This window comes from Limisphaera sp. VF-2, assembly GCF_049537125.1.
Lineage (GTDB): Bacteria > Verrucomicrobiota > Verrucomicrobiia > Limisphaerales > Limisphaeraceae > Limisphaera.
The window spans coordinates 282,672-302,733 of record NZ_JBMVQY010000004.1; the positions used below are offsets into that span (position 1 = coordinate 282,672).

General features: G+C 64.2%; 10 protein-coding genes, 2 tRNA genes and 3 rRNA genes. 14 read left to right on the forward strand and 1 reads right to left on the reverse strand.

Features of this window, described 5'->3' with window-relative positions; genetic code table 11:
- Nucleotides 1–280: 280 nt before the first annotated feature.
- Both ACPDIT_RS12930 and ACPDIT_RS12935 read left to right on the forward strand, forming a co-directional pair.
- Entirely contained in the window at nucleotides 281–1,072 is a 792-nt protein-coding gene (locus tag ACPDIT_RS12930; RefSeq protein WP_423444132.1) for a class I SAM-dependent methyltransferase, read from the forward strand.
- Entirely contained in the window at nucleotides 1,069–2,082 is a 1,014-nt protein-coding gene (locus tag ACPDIT_RS12935; RefSeq protein ID WP_423444134.1) for a glycosyltransferase family 9 protein, read from the forward strand. Before ACPDIT_RS12930 ends, ACPDIT_RS12935 begins: the two co-directional genes overlap by 4 nt.
- 172 nt (nucleotides 2,083–2,254) lie before the next feature.
- Here ACPDIT_RS12935 and ACPDIT_RS12940 read toward each other — a convergent pair whose 3' ends face one another.
- A complete protein-coding gene (locus ACPDIT_RS12940; protein WP_423444135.1) occupies nucleotides 2,255–3,766 on the reverse strand; it encodes a sigma-54-dependent transcriptional regulator in 1,512 nt (503 codons plus the stop codon).
- 234 nt (nucleotides 3,767–4,000) lie between these two features.
- Here ACPDIT_RS12940 and ACPDIT_RS12945 point away from each other — a divergent pair, with 234 nt between their 5' ends.
- The 12 genes from ACPDIT_RS12945 to ACPDIT_RS13000 all read left to right on the forward strand — a co-directional run bounded on the left by ACPDIT_RS12945 (nucleotide 4,001) and on the right by ACPDIT_RS13000 (nucleotide 19,991).
- Complete coding sequence (locus tag ACPDIT_RS12945) at nucleotides 4,001–5,437, forward strand: 3-deoxy-7-phosphoheptulonate synthase class II (RefSeq protein WP_423444137.1); 1,437 nt, start codon at nucleotides 4,001–4,003, stop codon at nucleotides 5,435–5,437.
- Nucleotides 5,434–6,249: a nickel pincer cofactor biosynthesis protein LarB gene (larB, locus tag ACPDIT_RS12950; protein ID WP_423444139.1), complete on the forward strand. Its 816-nt coding sequence runs from the start codon at nucleotides 5,434–5,436 to the stop codon at nucleotides 6,247–6,249. Before ACPDIT_RS12945 ends, larB begins: the two co-directional genes overlap by 4 nt.
- Entirely contained in the window at nucleotides 6,246–7,619 is a 1,374-nt protein-coding gene (larC, locus tag ACPDIT_RS12955; protein ID WP_423444140.1) for a nickel pincer cofactor biosynthesis protein LarC, read from the forward strand. The genes larB and larC overlap by 4 nt, the downstream gene beginning before the upstream one ends.
- Nucleotides 7,620–8,020: 401 nt before the next feature.
- Nucleotides 8,021–9,578, forward strand: a 16S ribosomal RNA gene (locus ACPDIT_RS12960).
- A gap of 164 nt (nucleotides 9,579–9,742) precedes the next feature.
- Nucleotides 9,743–9,818 (forward strand) — tRNA-Ala (locus tag ACPDIT_RS12965).
- Between the two features lie 30 nt (nucleotides 9,819–9,848).
- Nucleotides 9,849–9,925 (forward strand) — tRNA-Ile (locus ACPDIT_RS12970).
- Nucleotides 9,926–10,110: 185 nt separating this feature from the next.
- Nucleotides 10,111–13,003 (forward strand): 23S ribosomal RNA (locus ACPDIT_RS12975).
- A gap of 161 nt (nucleotides 13,004–13,164) precedes the next feature.
- Nucleotides 13,165–13,280, forward strand: a 5S ribosomal RNA gene (rrf, locus tag ACPDIT_RS12980).
- The 16S, 23S and 5S rRNA genes sit together here with 2 tRNA genes alongside, the layout of an rRNA operon.
- Before the next feature lie 799 nt (nucleotides 13,281–14,079).
- Nucleotides 14,080–15,243 (forward strand): tRNA dihydrouridine synthase, encoded by a 1,164-nt coding sequence (locus tag ACPDIT_RS12985; RefSeq protein ID WP_423444142.1) that lies wholly within the window; start codon nucleotides 14,080–14,082, stop codon nucleotides 15,241–15,243.
- A gap of 1,657 nt (nucleotides 15,244–16,900) precedes the next feature.
- Entirely contained in the window at nucleotides 16,901–17,839 is a 939-nt protein-coding gene (dapA, locus tag ACPDIT_RS12990; RefSeq protein ID WP_423444143.1) for a 4-hydroxy-tetrahydrodipicolinate synthase, read from the forward strand.
- Nucleotides 17,840–17,866: 27 nt separating this feature from the next.
- Nucleotides 17,867–18,613, forward strand: a complete 747-nt coding sequence (gene dapB, locus ACPDIT_RS12995; RefSeq protein WP_423444145.1) for a 4-hydroxy-tetrahydrodipicolinate reductase — start codon at nucleotides 17,867–17,869, stop codon at nucleotides 18,611–18,613.
- 103 nt (nucleotides 18,614–18,716) lie between these two features.
- Nucleotides 18,717–19,991 (forward strand): MFS transporter, encoded by a 1,275-nt coding sequence (locus ACPDIT_RS13000; protein WP_423444147.1) that lies wholly within the window; start codon nucleotides 18,717–18,719, stop codon nucleotides 19,989–19,991.
- Nucleotides 19,992–20,062 lie beyond the last annotated feature (71 nt).

Consider the following 20,062-nt stretch of genomic DNA (forward strand, 5'->3'; position numbering starts at 1 on the left):
TCCCGGTTCGCCGCTGCAGGATCGACGCCGGGGCACGGCCAGGGGCAATCCACGTCAGGCCCGGGGCGGCTCCTGCCACGTCCACCAACGCGCCTGCCGTGGGCCCTTGGCAGGTAGCGCAATCAGCCCCGGTTCGGGCTGGGAGCCCAAGCCGATGCCGCAGCCGCTCCGTGGCGTGCCCATGGGGTGGTGCACGACGGCTGCTTTACAGAGGTCTGGTGGGGCCCTAGTCTCCGAGTGGCCGGCGTTGCGAGCCCGGCTTGCACCCGGAAGTGAGACCTTGGAAACCGGGATTCTTCCGTGGATCGACCGCGGCATCCCTGCGGACCGGGGCACGGTCCGCAGACCTTCGCGCCGGCCGTCCGAGATGAACTGGCGTTATCTCAGGCCGTGGCCCTGGCTCGACACCCGCGCTGGTTTTGTGGCAGCAACGCCGCGTGGGGGATGCCTCCTGGACCTGGGCTCGTCGGATGGAGAAACCTTGCGGCACATGGCCGAGCTGCGGCCGGACCTCCGGTTCTTCGCCGCGGATCGTGCCGGTCGGCCGGATCAGTATCCGCCGGGCTGTGTGTTTGCGCGCGTGGATCTGGAGCAAGACCGATTGCCCTGGCCGGACGGCTCGATGGATGCCATCACCTGCATGCACGTCGTGGAACACCTTCGGTCCCTCGAAAACCTCCTCAACGAGGTGGCCCGGCTTCTGCGCCCGGGCGGCCGCGTGTATTTCGAAACGCCGCATCCGCGCAGCCTGAGCTTGCCCTCCTTGCGCGGGCAACAGGGGACGGCGGCGTTTACGTTGAATTTTTATGACGATCCGACGCACCACCGGTTGGTGCCGGTCGAAGAGCTGGCGCAAGAAGTGGAACGGCGGGGCCTGGCCGTTACCGGCCGCGGGATTTCGCGAAACTGGCTTTTTGCGCTGGCCCACTGGGTGTTGCGATGGGGCCCGCCTTCCCGGAAACGCTTCACCGCCCAGGTCCACTGGGTGGGATGGTCCGCCTGGCTCAGCGCCCGGAAACCTGAAACCGGGGACGCCCACGCTACGCCCTTGGCACATTCCGCAGCGGCATGAAACCGCGCTTGCTGGTCTTGGAACTTTGGGGGTTGGGTGACCTGGTCATTGCCACGCAGTTTCTCCGTGCGGCCAGTGAACGTTTCGAGGTGACACTGGTTGCCAAGCCGTTCGGCCGCGACTTGCAACCGCGTTTGTGGGCCGGGGTCCGGGTGCAGACACTGGTGGCGCCCTGGACGGCCTTTCGCGGAAAGTACCGGCTTTGGTTGTGGCCGTGGCGGCAATTGTTCCAGATGACCCGGGAGCTCCGGGCGCAACGGTTCGACGTGGGCGTCTCGGGCCGCTGGGACCCGCGGGATCACGCATGGCTTCGCCTGGTGGGCGCCAGGGAGCGGATCGGGTTCCCCCGGCTGGGCAGCCAGCGTTGGTTGACCCGGCCTCTGCCACGCCCCGATCCCGAGGCCCATCGCTACGAGTATTGGCGCGGCTTGGGACGGGCCCTGGGCTTCGAACTGCCGCCGCGTGAAGCTCTTGCGGCTCCTCCCCGCCTCAGCTTCCGGACGATTCTGGTCCACACCGGCGCCGGTCAGCCCGTTCGAGTCTGGCCGTTGGAGCGTTATCGCCAGTTGGTTCAGCGGCTCCGGTCACTGGGCTGGCGCGTCCAGGTGGCGTGCGATCCTCATCAGCGGCAGTGGTGGGGTGAGGCGGGCGAGACTGAAGTGGTTGCTCCGCAGACTGTGGCGGAGCTGCTCCGGCTCATCGACGCCGCGGATCTCTTCATCGGCAACGATTCGGGCCCCGGTCACCTGGCCGCCTGCTGCGGCGTGCCCACCTTCACGCTCTTCGGGCCCCAGTTGCCCGAATGGTTTGCGCCACTCCACCCCCGGGCGCGCTGGATCGAGGGGAAGCCCTGCCCCTTCAAGCCCTGCTCGGATTATTGTCGCTGGCCCCGGCCGGTTTGTCTGGAGCATTTGCGGTTCGAAGAGGTTTGGGCCGCGGTTCTCGAGTTCTTGCAAAAAACCACGGGTTCCCCGGCACTGACGCCGGCGGAAGGATTCTGCCCGACTTGAAGAGGAACGCGCGCACCGCGCCTCAACGCGCTCCGTTTTCCGGTTCGCGGAATCCCGCTTGGCCCCACTCCTTCAGAATTCAGGCCTCCGACTGAGCAACCCCGCCTCCGGGGCGCCCGCAGGCCTGCCCCCGCATTGCGTGGCACTCGGGAATCGCTCTGGAAAGGACGGTTCACCGGACGCGGATCTCGCGCCGGATGCCGAACTTTTCGATCCGCTTGCGCAACGTGGCCCGCGTAATTCCCAGGAGCCTGGCCGCCTGGACCTGGTTGTCCCCGGTTTCTTTCAGGGCCTGTACCACCAGTTCGCGCTCCACGGCCGGCAACACCTTCCGATCTGGATGCCGCCGGGCCCACTGAAAGAGCCGCTGGGCCAACTGGACGACCTCGTCGAGTTCGCTGGCTTCATCGGGCTCCGCTGTCGGCGCTCCCGGACCGGAAAGGGGGGCGGAAACGCCCGTGGCATTCGGCCTGGCGCCCGACTGCCGGCCAACCCCTGCCACCGCGGCCCCCAGGATCTCTGCGGGCAGGTCCTCCGGCAGAATGGCTTCCCCTTTGGCGATGACCGTGGCACGGCGTAGCGCGTTTTCCAGTTCACGCACGTTGCCCGGCCAGTGATAGGCCATCAGCGCCTCCAGGGCCCCGGCCGTGACGGACTTCGGGCCCTGATTCTGCTCGCGGGCGATGCGGCGCAAGAAATACTCCACCAGCAGCGGAATGTCCTCCTTGCGCTCACGCAGCGGCGGCAAGTGGATGCGCACGACGTTGAGGCGGTAGAACAGGTCTTCGCGGAACTGGCGGGAGGCCACCATTTGCTCGAGCGGGCGGTTGGTGGCGGCCAGGATGCGCACGTCCACCTGGAGCGTCTGGTTGCCCCCCACGCGCTCGAACTGCCCGCTCTGCAGCACCCGCAGAATCTTGGTCTGTGTCGTCAGGCTCATGTCGCCGATTTCGTCGAGAAAGAGCGTGCCGCGGTGGCATTGCTCGAACTTGCCGATGCGCTGGTGGGTGGCGCCGGTGAAGGCCCCGCGCTCGTGTCCGAACAATTCGCTCTCCAACAGCCCCTCCGGAATGGCCGCGCAGTTCACCGCCAGGAACGGCTGATCACTGCGCCGACTGTGCTGATATATGGCGCGGGCCACCAGTTCCTTGCCCGTGCCGCTTTCGCCGGTGATGAGCACCGTGGCATCCGAACCGGCGAGCTGCCCGATCAACTTGAATACCTGCTGCATCGGTTCGCTGCGCCCCACCAGTCCCAGGGCATCCTCTCCTTCGCCGGGACCGGAGGGGCGCAGGGCCACCGCCTGGCGCATGTCCCGGGCGGCCTTCAACCCCTGCTGGATCAGCGCGCGCAGCTTCGGCACATCGAACGGCTTGAGAAGGTAGTCGTACGCGCCGAGTTTCATCGCCTCGATGGCCGTCTGGGTGGTGCCGTAGGCGGTCATCAGGATCACCAGTTGCCGTGGATCCATCTGCCGGATGCGCCGCAGGGTTTCCAACCCGCTCAACCCCGCCATGCGAATGTCCATCACCACCAGGTCGGGCTGCACTTTGGGCAGCAAGCGCAATCCCTCCTCCCCGCTGCTGGCCGTGATCACCTCCAGCTCCGGCCCGGCAAACAGCCGGCGGAACGAGTACCGCACGTCTTCTTCGTCATCAATCAACAGCAGCTTGTACGCAGCCATAGATGGCCTTAACATAGCCCAAGCGGGAAACCTTCAGAAGGCCAAAGGCATGTTTGCCGCCCTCCGTCAGCGGCTGCCTTGAGAGGGCACTCGAGAGCGGGCGGTCAGAAATACACCCCTTCTTCAACATCCGGCCCGAGCGGTTCTCTGTAGCCTTGGCCCGTGCGCCCACCGGGATCGACCGCGGGGTTGCTTGAACCCGGGGCGGGTTTCCGGCACCCTGCCGGGGAATCGATGAGTGACCCGGTCCATCTTCGAGACTGGCGCCCGGACAGTTGGCAGACCCGGCCCGCTGCCCAACAGCCGGTCTATCTGGACTCTGCTGCCCTGGCCAGGGTGCTGGAACAGCTTCGTCAACTGCCTCCCCTGGTCAGCAGCTACGAAATCGAGTGCCTCAAGGCACAATTGGCCGAAGCCGCCCTGGGTCAGCGGTTTCTTCTCCAGGGAGGCGATTGCTCGGAGACGTTTGCCGATTGCCAGTCCTCCATTATCGCCGCCAAGCTCAAGATCCTCCTCCAAATGAGCCTGGTGCTCGCTTACGAAACGCGTCGGAGGATCATCCGTGTCGGCCGTTTTGCCGGACAGTACGCCAAACCGCGATCCACGGAGGTGGAAACCCGGAATGGCTTGACCCTCCCGGCGTACCGGGGGGACCTGGTCAATCGGCCGGAGTTTTCCCCCGAACAGCGCCAGCCGGACCCCGAGCTGTTGCTGCGCGGATACGAGCGAGCCGCGCTCACCCTCAACTTCATCCGCGCGCTCATCGATGGCGGGTTTGCCGACCTTCACCATCCGGAAAACTGGACCCTCAGTTTCGCCTGCGCCCGATCCGTGGCCGAGGCGTACCAGCAGCGCGTAACGGCTGTCCAGGAAGCGGTGTCGTTTCTGGAGACCCTCACCGGGGGAACGATCCCGCAGCTGCAACGGGTGGACTTTTTCACCAGTCACGAAGCGCTTCATCTGCTTTACGAACAGGCCCTCACCCGCCAGGTGCCGCGCCGCACCGGCTGGTACAATCTGGGGACCCACTTTCCCTGGATCGGAAACCGCACGCGGCAGATCGAGGGCGCCCACGTCGAGTATTGCCGCGGCATTCGCAACCCCGTGGCCGTCAAGATCGGCCCCCCCATCAGTCCGGAGGAATTGTTGGCGCTTTGCGAACGACTCGATCCCGAGCGCGAACCCGGCCGGCTGACACTCATCACGCGCTTCGGTGCCGACGCCGTCACGCGATACCTGCCGTCCTTGGTGGAGGCGCTGCAACGTCAGCCGCGGCGTGTCCTGTGGGTGTGCGATCCCATGCACGGCAACACCGAAACCACGCCGGCCGGCTTCAAAACCCGGCGGTTCGACCGCATCTTGTTGGAGCTCGAGCGCACCTGTGAAATCCTCCATGAGGCGGGCCTTCCCCTGGCAGGCGTTCACTTCGAACTGAGTGGCGAAGACGTCACGGAGTGCGTGGGCGGGGCTTGTGGCCTGACGGAGGATGACCTGGCCCGGGCCTACCGCAGCCCCGTGGACCCGCGCCTGAACTATGAGCAGTCCCTGGAAATGGCCCTGCACCTGGCCCGGCTGCTCCGCGCCCGATCGGTCACCCGCGTCTCGCTCGCCGGGAGCACCGCTCCCGAACGATCCCCCACTGTTGCCTCAGCACCGAGCCCGACTCCATGACCACCACCGAAGCCATTCAACTGTTGGAAGCCTTCCGCGCCGGCCGCGTCGAACGCGAAGAGGTCCTCCGGGCCTTTCAAATGGATCCCGTGGCCGACCTGGGGTTTGCACGCGTCGATCTGCACCGCGGGCTGCGTCAGGGCTTTCCGGAGGTGATCTTTGGACTCGGTAAAACACCCGCTCAGGTGGTGACCATCGCCGAGACCCTGCTGCAACGGGGCGAGCGAGTGCTGGCCACGCGTCTGACCCCCGAACACGCCAGTCAGTTGTGTGCCCGATGGCCGGCGGCCGTCTGGCACGAGGTCGCCCGATGCGTCACCATCGATCCCAATCCGCTGCCAAAACGCCCGGGCACCATCGCCGTGGTCAGTGCCGGGACCAGCGACCTGCCCGTGGCCGAGGAGGCGGCGGTCACGGCCGAGATCATGGGCAATCACGTGCTCCGCATTGCTGACGTCGGGGTGGCGGGCATCCACCGGCTTTTTCACAAGCTGCCCGAGCTTCACCGGGCCAACGTCCTGGTCGTCGTCGCCGGCATGGAAGGGGCCCTCCCCAGTGTCGTCGGCGGGCTGGTGAATCGACCCGTCATCGCCGTGCCCACCAGCGTCGGGTACGGAAGTCATTTCGGCGGGTTGGCGGCGTTGCTGGCCATGCTCAACAGCTGCGCCAGCGGCATCACGGTTGTGAACATCGACAACGGTTTCGGTGCGGGCTTCGCTGCCAGCCAGATCAACGCGCTGGTGGCCGAGAAGGCTGCTCAGGCCCCGAGGGTTCCACCGGCCTCCGCGCATCCAACCCCCCCAGCTTCATGAGCCACGTTCTTTACCTCGACCTTGGCAGCGGGATCAGCGGCGACATGCTGCTGGGCGCGCTGTTCGATTTGGGCGTTTCCCCGGAACGCGTCCGCCAGGAACTGCGCAAGCTGCCCCTGAGCGAATGGGATTGGCAGGTGTGGCGGGAGACACGCAGCGGCCTGGCCGGTTTTCGCGTCGAAGTGCATTCTCCCCGAGCTCCCGCGCCGGCGACCGTCTCGTCCGACTCCGGGCCCGGCGCCCGGGCGTCCCTGCCCCGGGAAAGCCACCCCGAGCACGGTCACCCGCATCCCTCTCACGAAGGGCCGAGCTCCGGATCCTCCGCCCCGGGCCACCACGTTCATGAGCACCACACATTCAAGGAAATCGAGCTGCTAATCTCTCAAAGTGCCCTGTCGGACTGGGTCCGACAAAAGGCCCTGGCCGTGTTTCAGCGCATCGCCACGGCCGAGGCGCGCATCCACGGCTGTCGGGTCGAAGAGGTGCATTTCCACGAAGTGGGCGCGATCGATTCCATCGTGGACATTGTGGGCGGATGCGTGGCCCTGGAGATGCTGGGACGGCCGCGCGTGATGGCTTCTGCGGTGGTGGACGGGACGGGCTTTGTCGAGTGTGCGCACGGCCGGTTGCCGTTGCCCGCCCCTGCGACGCTGGCCATTCTCGGGGCGCGCGGCATTCCCATCACCCAGTGCGAGGAACCTCATGAGTTGGTGACGCCCACGGGCGCGGCCTTTCTGGCCGAGTTCGCGGAGTCTTTTGGCCCGATGGTTTCGCTGGTGGCCGAACGCATCGGCCATGGTCTGGGATCGCGGACCTTGCGGACGCGCCCGAACGTGCTGCGCGCGGTCCTTGGCCATCAGGCAGAACCGGCGCGGGGCCCGTATGATTGGGAAGCGGACACCGTGGCCGTGTTGGAGACCAACCTGGACGACGTGACCGGGGAGGCCCTGGGCCATTTCATGGAGCGGGCCCGGGAGCTCGGAGCCCTCGAGGTCTTTTGCCTCCCCGCGCAAATGAAAAAGGGCAGGCCGGGTGTGCTGCTGACGGTGTTGTGCACACCGGAAAAGGCCGACGCCTTCACGGCCCTGATCCTGTGCGAGACACCGGCTCTGGGGGTGCGCCGCTCGTGGATCGAGCGACGCAAGCTCCGGCGTCGCATCCAGTCGGTCTCCACGCCCTACGGTCCTGTGGAGGTAAAAGTGGCCGAGTGGCAGGGCCGCATCGTGCACTGCAAGCCGGAGTGGGAGAGCTGCCGACTTCGGGCCCGGGAACACAACGTCAGTGTCCAGCTTGTGTGGCAGGCGGCCTTGGCGGCGGCGCAGCAGAATCCGGAGCCAGGTGGGCGTTCGGGAGGCTCTGCAGGATTTTGAAAAAAAACCTCTTGCACCCGCGCGGTCGCCTGCATAGAGTGAAGTCGTTCTTTACGAGAGGACGCTGCGCCGGGAAAAAAAATCGAAAAAACCCTGTTGACAGCAGCGTCGGCTGGAAATAAATTTCACGGCACAAAACAACGGCTGCGCGAAAGCCGGTTGTGAGAGAGCAACGCGGCGCGTTGCTGTGTCGTCTGCGGTGAAAGAAAAAGTTGAATCCCGCGGACGGCGGGTGCAGATTTTGAGGGTCGTGGAGACGACCCGGCGTTCTTTGAGAGTTGAATCGTGCGACAAGTGAGAGCCCCTCTGGAGCCGACCGGCAGGTGGGTCGGATCCGGAGTTTCAACCGATACGGCGGCCGGTCCTGCGGGACCGGTTGCGGAATCAGACCTGCGTGCTTTGCCACGGAGAGTTTGATTCTGGCTCAGAACGAACGCTGGCGGCGTGGATAAGACATGCAAGTGGAACGCTGGTCGTCGGGTAGCAATATCCGGCGGCCGGAGTCGCGAACGGGTGAGTAACACGTGGGTAATCTGCCGCGAAGACCGGTATAACCCGCCGAAAGGTGGGCTAATTCCGGATGTGGTCCCGTGGGGGCATCCCTGCGGGATTAAAGGGTGGGGACCGCAAGGCCTGCCGCTTCGCGAGGAGCCCGCGGCCTATCAGCTAGTTGGTAGGGTAACGGCCTACCAAGGCTAAGACGGGTAGCTGGTCTGAGAGGACGACCAGCCACACTGGGACTGAGACACGGCCCAGACACCTACGGGTGGCAGCAGTCGAGAATCTTTCACAATGGGCGAAAGCCTGATGGAGCGACGCCGCGTGGGGGATGAAGGGCTTCGGCTCGTAAACCCCTGTCAGCCGCGAACAAACCCGCCGACCTAACACGTCGGTGGCTGATAGTAGCGGCAGAGGAAGGGACGGCTAACTCTGTGCCAGCAGCCGCGGTAATACAGAGGTCCCGAGCGTTGTTCGGATTCACTGGGCGTAAAGGGTGCGTAGGCGGTCGGGTAAGTCTGACGTGAAATCCCGAGGCTCAACCTCGGAATGGCGTCGGAAACTGCCCGGCTCGAGGGTTGGAGGGGGGACTGGAATTCTCGGTGTAGCAGTGAAATGCGTAGATATCGAGAGGAACACCGGTGGCGAAGGCGAGTCCCTGGACAACTCCTGACGCTGAGGCACGAAAGCTGGGGGAGCAAACAGGATTAGATACCCTGGTAGTCCCAGCCCTAAACGGTGCACGTTTGCCGTGGGCGGATTCGACCCCGTCCGTGGCGTAGCTAACGCGTTAAACGTGCCGCCTGGGGAGTACGGCCGCAAGGTTGAAACTCAAAGAAATTGACGGGGGCCTGCACAAGCGGTGGAGTATGTGGCTTAATTCGATGCAACGCGAAGAACCTTACCTGGCCTTGACATGCACGTGGTAGGAGCCCGAAAGGGTGACGACCCCGCAAGGGGAGCGTGCACAGGTGCTGCATGGCTGTCGTCAGCTCGTGTCGTGAGATGTTGGGTTAAGTCCCGCAACGAGCGCAACCCCTGCGTCCTGTTGCCACCCGGTCGCAAGACCGGAGCACTCTGGACGGACTGCCTCGCTTCAACGAGGAGGAAGGTGGGGATGACGTCAAGTCAGTATGGCCCTTATGGCCAGGGCTGCACACGTACTACAATGCCCGGTACAATGGGACGCGAAACCGCAAGGTGGAGCAAATCCCCAAAAACCGGGCCCAGTTCAGATTGTCGGCTGCAACTCGCCGGCATGAAGCTGGAATCGCTAGTAATGGCGCATCAGCTACGGCGCCGTGAATACGTTCCCAGGCCTTGTACACACCGCCCGTCACACCACGAAAGCCGGCTGTACCCGAAGTCGCCCTTGACCGGGTGCCGAAGGTATGGCTGGTGATTGGGGTGAAGTCGTAACAAGGTAGCCGTAGGGGAACCTGCGGCTGGATCACCTCCTTTCTAAGGAGATCACGGGTCCCGGATTTTCAACGGGACTTCCGAGGTCGAACCTCCGCTGCGGCGGAGGACCGGGCGATCGCTTGTCGCACCATTCAGCTCTCAGTGAACGCCAGGTTCTTTGGCGATCGTCTCGCGTGGCGGCCGGCCCGGAGGGCCATCCGCGTGGGGCTGTAGCTCAGTTGGTAGAGCGGCAGCTTTGCAAGCTGTAGGTCGGGAGTTCGAGTCTCCTCAGCTCCACCAACCGGCTTTGCCAGCCCGGCCCGCGCCGACGGGCGTGTAGCTCAGTTGGTTAGAGCATGCGCTTGATAAGCGCAGGGTCACTGGTTCAAGTCCAGTCACGCCCACCACGCCGAATGCGAATTTCGAGCCGGGACCGCGCCCGGGGCAGCCGACCGGCTGCCGCCGCGGGCCGCGGTCGGACCGGTGGGTTCTTTGAAAACTGCGCATAGTGTCCATCAGGGCAGATACAGTTCGCTGGGTCTCCCGAGCGGATGTCCGGGTTTGCCGGACCTCCCAACGGGCCAGACTTTGCGATCAAGCTACTAAGGGCTTGGGGTGAATGCCTTGGTGCCAGGAGGCGATGAAGGACGTGGCAAGCTGCGATAAGCCCCGGGGAGCCGCAAGCAGGCGTTGATCCGGGGATCTCCGAATGGGGCAACCCGGCCGGCTTAATCGCCGGTCATCGCCGGATGAATGCATAGTCCGGCGAGGCGACACCCGCTGAAGTGAAACATCTCAGTAAGCGGAGGAAAAGAAACCGAATGGGATTCCGTGAGTAGTGGCGAGCGAAAGCGGAAGAGGCCAAACCGGGAGGACTTGTCCTCCCGGGGTTGCGGGACCTCCACAAGGGGATGTGCCAAAGGTTAGCCGAACGCTCTGGAAAGGGCGGCCAGAGAGCGTGACAGCCGCGTAGGCGAAAACCCGAGGCCCCCCGGAGGGATCCCAAGTAGCACGATGCACGTGAAACTTCGTGCGAATCCGTCCGGACCACCGGATAAGCCTAAATACTCCCTGGCAACCGATAGTGCACCAGTACCGTGAGGGAAAGGTGAAAAGAACCCCGATGAGGGGAGTGAAACAGAGCCTGCAACCCCATGCCTACAAGGTGTCGGAGCCGCGCAAGCGGTGACGGCGTGCCTTTTGCATAATGAGTCCGCGAGTTATGGTCCGTGGCGAGCCTAAGGTCCTCAGGACCGGAGGCGAAGCGAAAGCGAGTGCGAACAGCGCGTTCAGTCGCGGGCCATAGACCCGAAGCGGAGGTGATCTACCCTTGGGCAGGCTGAAGCCTGGGTAACACCAGGTGGAGGGCCGAACTCGTGGATGTTGAAAAATCCTGAGATGACCTGAGGGTAGGAGCGAAAGACTAATCAAACCCCGTGATAGCTGGTTCTCCCCGAAATCGCTTGAGGGCGAGCGTCGGGCCAGTACTCGGAGGAGGTAGAGCACTGAATGGCTTAGGGGGCCCACCAGCCTACCAAAACCAATCAAACTCCGAATGCCTCCGATCCCATTACCCCGGCCGTCAGGCTACGAGCGATAAGGTCCGTGGCCGAGAGGGCAACAGCCCAGACCACCAGCTAAGGTGCCTCAAGGCGGTTCAGTGGAAAGGATGTGACGTCGCTTAGACAGTGAGGATGTTGGCTTAGAGGCAGCCATCATTTAAACAGTGCGTAACAGCTGACTCATCGAGCGATGTCGCGCCGAAAATGATTGGCGATCAAACCGCCTACCGAAGCTGTGGATCCGGATCCGGTGCGCCGGGTCCGGGTGGTAGGGGAGCGTGACCGGTGCGGTGAAGCGGGAGGGAGACCGACCGTGGAGCGCCGGCCAGTGAGAATGCGGACACGAGTAGCGAGAAACCGGGTGAGAATCCCGGTCGCCGTAAACCCAAGGTTTCCTGGGCCAGGTTCGTCCGCCCAGGGTTAGCCGGGAGCTAACACGAGGCCGTAAGGCGTAGTGGATGCACAGCAGGTTAAATATTCCTGCGCCGGGCAAGGAGTTGGCCTGAAGGGGACGCATGGAAAGACGCCGGCTAGGCAATCGAATGCTGAGCTTAGGCTTCGGCCGAAGCGCACCGGTGTTGACTGTGCCGAGAAAAGCCTTCAGGCGGGCCGCCTTGTCCGCCCGTACCGGAAACCGACACAGGTGGGTGGGTGTCAATGCACTCAGGCGCGCGAGAGAAACCTCTCTAAGGAACTCGGCAAATTGGCCCCGTAACTTCGGGAGAAGGGGTGCCCCGACGCCGGTCGCAAGACGGGCGTTGCGGGCCGCAGTGAACGGCGCTTAGCGACTGTTTAACAAAAACACAGCTCTCTGCCAAGTCGTGAAGACGACGTATAGGGAGTGACACGTGACCAATGCGGAAAGATGAAAGCGCTCGGTTAGCCGCAAGGCGAAGCCGCGCGCCTAAGTCCCCGCGAATGTCGGCCGTAACTATAACGGTCCTAAGGTAGCGAAATTCCTTGTCGGGTAAGTTCCGACCTGCACGAATCGTGTAACGACTGAGCGACTGTCTCGGAGAGGTTCTCGGCGAAACTGTAATGGCGGTGAAGATGCCGCCTGCCCGCAGTAGGACGGAAAGACCCTATGCACCTTTACTGTAAGCACGTATTGGGTTCTGGTTGGCGCTGCGTAGCGTAGGTGGGAGACTTGGAAGCGGGGGCTTCGGTTCCCGTGGAGTCGCAATGTGAAACACCACTCTGCGCCAATTAGGATTCTAACCCCGATCCTGTGAAGCCAGGCGGGGGACAGTGCGTGCGGGTCAGTTTGACTGGGGCGGTTTCCTCCTAAAAGGTAACGGAGGAGCGCGAAGCTCGGCTCAGCACGGTTGGCAACCGTGCGGTGAGGGTATGGCCAGAAGCCGGGTTAACTGCGAGACCTACAAGTCGAGCAGGTGCGAAAGCAGGCCCAAATGATCCGGCGGTGGAATGTGGAATCGCCGTCGCTCATCGGACAAAAGGTACGCTAGGGATAACAGGCTGATCGGGCCCAAGAGTTCACATCGACGGCCCGGTTTGGCACCTCGATGTCGGCTCATCGCATCCTGGGGCTGGAGAAGGTCCCAAGGGTCCGGCTGTTCGCCGGTTAAAGCGGTACGCGAGCTGGGTTCAGAACGTCGTGAGACAGTTCGGTCCTTATCCACTGTGGGCGCAGGAGGCTTGAGGGATTCCTTCCCTAGTACGAGAGGACCGGGAAGGACGCACCTCTGGTGTGGCAGTTGTCCCGTCAGGGGCAGCGCTGCGTAGCCATGTGCGGAAGGGATAAGCGCTGAAAGCATCTAAGCGCCAAGCCCCTCCCAAGATCAGGCCTCCCGGACCGCAAGGTCCCTGAAGACCCCCGGAAGACTACCGGGTTGATAGGCCAGACGTGTAAGCGGAGCAATCCGTTCAGCCGACTGGTCCTAATCGGTCGTGCGGCTTGATCGTCTTCTCCGTCGCAAGACGGAAGGCGATTTTCGACCCGCGACTGCAGCTCCCTTGTGGCGCTGTGCGCAGTTTTCAGAGAACCCCGCGCTCTTTCAAAGGCTTTGGGTCCTGCCCGCTCGGCCCACCGGGCCGGAGCAGGCATAGGTGACCCGGAAGGATTTTCTGGTGGCCATGAAGCAGCGGACCCACCCGTTCCCATTCCGAACACGGCCGTGAAACGCTGCATTGCCGATGGTAGTGGTTGTCTAGCTTCCGCGAGAGTAGGTTGCTGCCAGAACTCATTATGCGGCAGTTGGAGCCTCAAGCTTCAACTGCCGCTTCTTTTTGGTCATGACCGGGCTCGTGGGCCAGGGACCTGTGCAGCCCGCGCGCCCCGAACCCCTCACTCCGGCCCCCCAACGCCGCCCCTCACCCCCTCCAGGCCGGAGCCGCTCCAGAAGGATCTGCTCCGGGCAAAAAACCGCCTGGTGGCGCTTCTCTCGAAGAAGGCTCGAAGGGAATGCGCGCTTGGGCCCGGGCCGGCTCGGCACGGCCAACGGGCGCCGAAGCCGCCAACTCTGATGACAAGCGGACGAGCCCCAACTCGAAACAGGCCGCTTCATGACCCGAGTGGACGACTTGGCTGGAATGCGGCCGAGCGACGAAGCGGGATGCTCCCGCCCTGCACAAGAAGTAATTGGACAGCGGAGGAACCTCCGAAGCCCGCGTCCGGGCGACTCTTTGAGGGACGTCCCGAATCCCTACCGGGGTCATGGAGGCGCCGTTGGCCGCGAAACGCCAGACCGCGCCAACCCCGTCGGGCAACCGACGCCCCGCCAAATGCGCTTTTTGGCCCGACTTTCCCGCCATGAGAGCGCGGGGATTTTGAACGGTCCGTGCGGCGGTTGGGGCGCTCCCCGGGATTCGCTTCGAGCCGATGCATGACCCGACCCTGCCTGCTGACGGCATGGAGCTCGAATGCGCCGCAGGCACGTCTCCCGTTTTCTCTGCGGCATTGCGAAAAGTCGCCACTCGGACGGCCGGCTGGCTCCTTGGTGCGGCTTGAGACCGAAGCCGGGGCGTCGCATCTTGTTTTTATGCAGATTGGGTCACTCAAATTGGCCACCAACCTTTTTCTGGCCCCGCTGGCGGGTTACACCAACCTGCCTTTCCGGCTCGTAATCCGGGAAATCGGCGGCGTCGGGCTGGCCACCACGGACCTGGTCAACGCCAGGTCTTTGTTGGAACGGCGTCCGAAGGCCCTGAAGCTGGTGCAAATGCATCCGGCGGATCAACCCCTGGCGGTCCAGTTGTTCGGCAGCAAACCCGAGGAGATGCGGGATGCCGCCCAGATGGTCGAGGCCCTGGGCGCGGCCGTGGTGGACATCAACATGGGTTGTCCGGTCCGGAAGGTTTGTCAGGTGGGTGCCGGAAGTGCGTTGATGCGCAGCATCGACCAGGCCGTGGCGGTGGCCAGAGCCGTGGTGGAGGCGGTTCGCATCCCCGTGACCGCGAAAATGCGGCTCGGTTGGGATGCTCGAAACCTGACGGCGCCGGACTTGGCCCGCGCCCTAGAAGATGTGGGCGTGGCCGCCATCACGGTTCACGGACGAACAAGAGAACAGGGATTCAGTGGTCAAGTGAGCCTGGAAGGCATCCGGAGGGTGGTCCAAGCGGTGCACCGCATCCCGGTCATCGGCAACGGGGACGTGACGACCCCGGAAGCAGCCTGGACCATGTTGGAGGTCACCGGCTGCGCCGGGGTCAGCATCGGTCGCGGGGCCTTTTACGACCCCTGGATTTTCCAGCGAACATGGGCCTACCTGCGGTTGCGGGGCCATCCCGAGGCCCTGGGGACATCTCCGTCGAGCCGGGGGGAACCACCGGGCGCAGTGCCGCCTCCCGAACCGAGTTTCGAGGAACGGATTCGTGTGATGCGCCGGCACCTCGATCTGATGGTGGAAGTTTTCGGAGAAGAGACCGGATGCAAGATGTTTCGCAAGGTGGCTCCCTGGTATGCCCGGCGGTTCGGGCCCAACCATGAATTCAACCGCCGCATCGTCCACTTGAGCCGGCGTGAAGAGTTCGAGGAGATCCTGGCCGAGTACCTCCGCTGGCGGCGTCAGTTCCTGGATGAACAGGGCAACTTGCTGCCCCGCTACCAGCCTGCGCCGTTGACCATGAACTTCCAAGAAACGTCGGGGCCTGGCGAGGAACTCCAAGCGGTCCCGGTTCCTGCCGGGCCGGTGGAATACTGGTAAGCAACCAGACGTCCTCCAACGGGGCAGATCCTCCTGCAAGCCGGGCGCGGACCTGCCAGTCCGCTTCCACTGTCGGCCGGGGGCGCCGGGAGCGCCGGACCAAGGTGGCGCCCGCCCCCGGGACGGTCGCGGCCAACCGCACCATGCATCTGCCCTGTACGGTTTCCCAACCGGGCAAGTTTGAGCTTCTAAGCACCAGATTCCCAATCCAAGGGAAATGTCGATTTGCCACAGCTGTCCCGTGCCGCAGACGCCCGAAAGTCCGCCCCGTTGACGGGGTGTCCGGGAAATGAAATGCACCGCGCCGCAAATCTCCAGCACCGGGAGCCCTGCCGCGCGAAGGCCGCAACCGGCCCCAATCCCGAGCAGTCCTCGATAATTCACTGGCAGCCAAAACCCATCCAAGGGTCGGGAAGATTTCGCCCCCACGGCCTGCCGCGGATTTGCCCCTGCAGGGCGCGGATGGATCGGCCCCGGGGCACGGCCCCGGCCACGCTGGCCAATCGGGATTCCTTTCGTCTCAAAGGGTTCAGTTCGGAGTGGCCTGCCCCGCGAACCTGGTGTTCGTCGTTGGACAGCGCCCTTTTCGGGCGTGGCGGATTGGGGGAGGAGTCGCGGATGGATTCCTCCGGGCTGAGGAATGAGCCGACGCCATTCATGGAGGGCCAAAGGCGCATGCCGGTTTTGGCACATCGGCCTCATGAATCCCGTTGAAATCACGTTTTCGCTCGAATCTCCGGTGCCGGGGACGTCTGAAATCCCGTCGAGCTTTCGGGCGTGTCCAAACCCTGAAATGCCCTGTGGGCCACGCCCCGAGCCTGCCGGGCGTGGTTGCATCCCGGGGATCAGCTGTGCGGTTACATGGGCGCGGACTCTCCACGGCGCCTGAGAGACCGAATCTTACCGAGCTCGGCCGATTCTCGCCTTCGCTCCGGGTGATGCGACTTTTGGTTTCGAGCAGCCCCTTGCTACACGCGTCTCTTGCTTGTTCCAACATCTTCCGGCCCGGATCGCAGGATGAGGATTGTGCAGCAGGAGTCGGTCGCGGGCAAAAGCCCGGCTGTCCCGTGGGACAGAAAGGAATTCCCCGGGCCATTTGGAAGTCGAGCTTCCCCGTTCCCTTCCTCCCGGATAACGCCCCTGTTCAGAGGCCCGATGGCCGATTGTTTCACGGTTGAAGGTGGGGCGCGGCGCTGTTTCGGTAGCTCGGGCTGGGCGTCTCCCCCGAGCGCGCATCCTGATTCAGAATCAGGACATCGCCTTGGGCAGGCCGGCGGAGGCGGTCGGTGATGGCCCCAGCACGTCGGGATCCAGCGATGCCGGCATAACGAAGAAGTCCGCAGAGAATCCACCAAGAGGCCGTCCTTGTGAGTCGCATGCCCACACGCTGCCTCGCGGCGGATGGGGATTGCCCCCAGGGAACCGACGGCAATGCGACTTCTGCGGGGGAGAGACGGAAGAAGGATTCTGCCCGGACGGGTGCCTCTTCGGCGGGATGGTGGGAGCGAGCCGGTAACGGTTCATTGGACTTCCTCAAGGGGCTTCAAGGGCGGGATGTTGGCCGGCGCTGACCGGTTGAAAGGTGCCCTGCAACGGATCCTAGCGGCTTTGGACTGGCGCCCGAGGGATTTCGGGTCCATGCTGCGGGGCGAAGGTTATGGCTGAGTGGAAAGGGACTTACACTGCGTTGGTGACGCCGTTTCGGGATGGCCATATTGACGAGGCGGCGTTGGAACGATTGATCGAGCGGCAGGTGCGCGCGGGCGTGGACGGAGTTGTGCCGGTGGGCACCACGGGCGAATCTTCGACGCTCGATTATGAAGAGCATGTGCGCGTGATCGAGCTGACGGTGAAGGTGGCCGCGGGAAGGACCAAGGTGATGGCCGGGAGCGGCGCGAATTCCACGAAGGAGGCCATTTATTTGACCCAGCGTGCCGAGGCGGCCGGGGCGGACGCCACCTTGCAAGTCGCCCCGTATTACAACCGGCCGACGCAGGAGGGATTGTTTCAGCATTTTCGAGAGGTGGCGCGGGCGACGCGGCTGCCGGTCATCTTGTACAACATCCCCAGCCGATGCGGCGTGGAGATCGCGGTGGACACAGTGCGGAGGCTGGCCGAGGCGTGCCCGAACGTGGTGGGCATCAAGGAGGCCGGCGGCAACCCCGATCGGGTGAGCCAGTTGCGCGCCGCCCTGGGTCCGCGGTTCTGGATCCTCAGCGGTGACGACGCTCTGACGCTGCCGTTCATGGCGGTGGGCGCCAACGGGGTGGTCAGTGTGGCCTCCAACGTGATCCCGCGGGAAATGGTGCGGATGGTGAACGCATTCGCGGAGGGCGACCCCGGCACGGCCAGGCGCATTCACGCGCGGTACTACCCGTTGTTCAAGGACCTGTTCCTCGAGACCAATCCGATTCCCGTGAAGGCCGCCCTGGCGATGATGGGACTGATTGCAGAGGAATACCGTCTGCCGCTGGTGCCCATGGCCCCGGCCAATCGGGAACGGCTGGCGCAGACTTTGCAGGCCTGTGGGCTGATCAGGTCCGGCGCCGCGCCAGCTCCCCAAACGCGCCGTCGGTCGGCAACGCGGACGGTCTGAATTCCGGCCGGGAAACAGGAGCATCTCATGACCCGGATCATTCTTCATGGCGCGCGGGGTCGCATGGGCCGCGCCATTCTCCAGTGTGTCGGCCAGCATCCGGACATGGAAATCACCGCCCAGGTGGATCAGGGCGACGATTTGGCCGCGGTGCTGGACCGTGGGGAGGTGGTGGTGGATTTCAGCGTGCCTGCCGCCACGGAGCGCATGTTGACATTGTGCGTGGAGCGGGGCATGGCCGTGGTTTTGGGCACCACCGGTCACGAGGAAAAAGCTCGAGCGTGGATTGGCGAATGCGCGCGAAGGATCCCGATTGTTTGGACGTCGAACTTCTCCACTGGCGTGAACACCCTGTTCTGGCTGGTGGAACGGGCGGCGGAGGTCCTCGGGCCGGGCTACGATCTGGAGATCGTAGAAATGCACCACCGCCAGAAGCAGGATGCACCCAGCGGCACGGCGCGAAGTCTGGCCGAGATTCTGGCGCGCGTGCGCCGACAGCAGCTTGAGTCGGTGGTCCGCCATGGGCGACACGGTTGGGTGGGCCCGCGGAGCGCAGAGGAGATTGGCGTGCATGCGGTCCGCGGCGGGGATGTCGTGGGCGAGCACACGGTCATCTTTGCGACGCAGGGGGAGCGTCTGGAGTTGACACACCGGGCCTCCAGTCGCGACACGTTCGCGCACGGCGCCCTCCGCGCGGCCCGATGGGTCGTGGGAAGGCCTCCGGGCCTGTACGACATGCAAGATGTTCTGGGTCTGCGTGCGGTCCGAGCGTAGCGAGGTGCGCATCCCTTGACGCGGTCCTGGGCGCACGTAGATTCCGCGCCGTGTCGCGAACCATTGACGCAGACGGCCGGTGGCCGCGCCGGTCCGGAACCGCATGAAACGCCCCTCGCTGGCCATCATTTGGCTGACCGTGTTTCTTGACCTGGTGGGGTTTGGGATCGTGGTGCCCCTGGTCCCGCTGTATGGTCGGGAGTTTGGGGCCAAGAGCTGGGTGCTGGGTCTGATCATCGCTTCCTTTTCGGCCTTTCAGTTCATCTGCGCGCCGTGGTGGGGGCGTTGGTCCGATCGCGTGGGCCGTCGGCCGGTGTTGTTGTTGAGCACGGCGGGTGCGGCCGTGTCGTACGTATTGTTTGCGCTGAGCAGCGGATTGCGGGATTCCGCGCTGGCGCTGCTGTTGTTGGGGGTGTCCCGGGCTTTTGCGGGTGCCTGCGGCGGCAACATCACCGTGGCCCAGGCTTATATTGCCGACATCACGCCCCCGGCCGAGCGTGCCCGGCGGATGGGGTTGATCGGAATGGCCTTCGGACTGGGATTCATTTTTGGCCCGATTCTCGGGGGCATCAGCCTCAAGCAGTGGGGACTCAGCGGGCCGGGCTGGATGGCGGCGGCGTTGTGCACGGTCAACTTTCTCCTGGCCTGGTTCATTCTGGCCGAGAGCCGTCGGAGCGGGCCCATCCCGAGCGTTCAACGGCCGCATTGGGCGCAGTATTGGCACACGTTGCGCACCCCCCGGGTCGGGTTGTTGGTCATGGTGTTTTTTCTGGCCACGTTTGCCTTTAGCTGTTTCGAGAGCACGTTGCCGCTGGTGGTCAGCGACAATTTCGGCCTGGATTTGACGCACAACGGCGAAGCGGCGGCGACCGTGGTGTTTTTGTTCGCGTATTGCGGGATCCTGGGCGCCCTGATGCAGGGGATGGCGGTGGGGCGGCTGGTGTCCCGGTGGGGCGAGGTACGCCTCATCCTGGTGAGTCTGGTTTGTACGGCCTGCAGCCTGTCGATGTTACCGTTCATTCGGGGACAGGGGTTGCTGGAGTGGTCGGTGTTGGGGAGTTCGCAGGGGCTGGGTTGGTGGGCGTTGTTGGGGGCGCTGGGATTGCTTTCCGTCGGTTCGAGCCTGACGCGACCTCCGTTGTTTGGGCTGCTCTCCAATCTGACCCACGAGCATGAGCAGGGGGCCACCTTTGGCGTGGCCCAGGGCATGGGCAGTCTGGCGCGGATCCTGGGCCCGATCTTTGCCACCACGACGCTTCACATTCTGCCGCCGCTGCCCTACCTGGTCTGCAGCGGGCTGTTGCTGGGCACCGCGGTGATCCTGGGGCTCCGTTGGGCCGGCTCGGAACCCGGGGTGGCGCCGGCGGGGTCGCGATGACGGCGGAGCTTTGAACGTTTTTCGGTCTGGACGGTTTAATTAGGCGAGCGGCGGTCGCCCGGGTTTCGCGG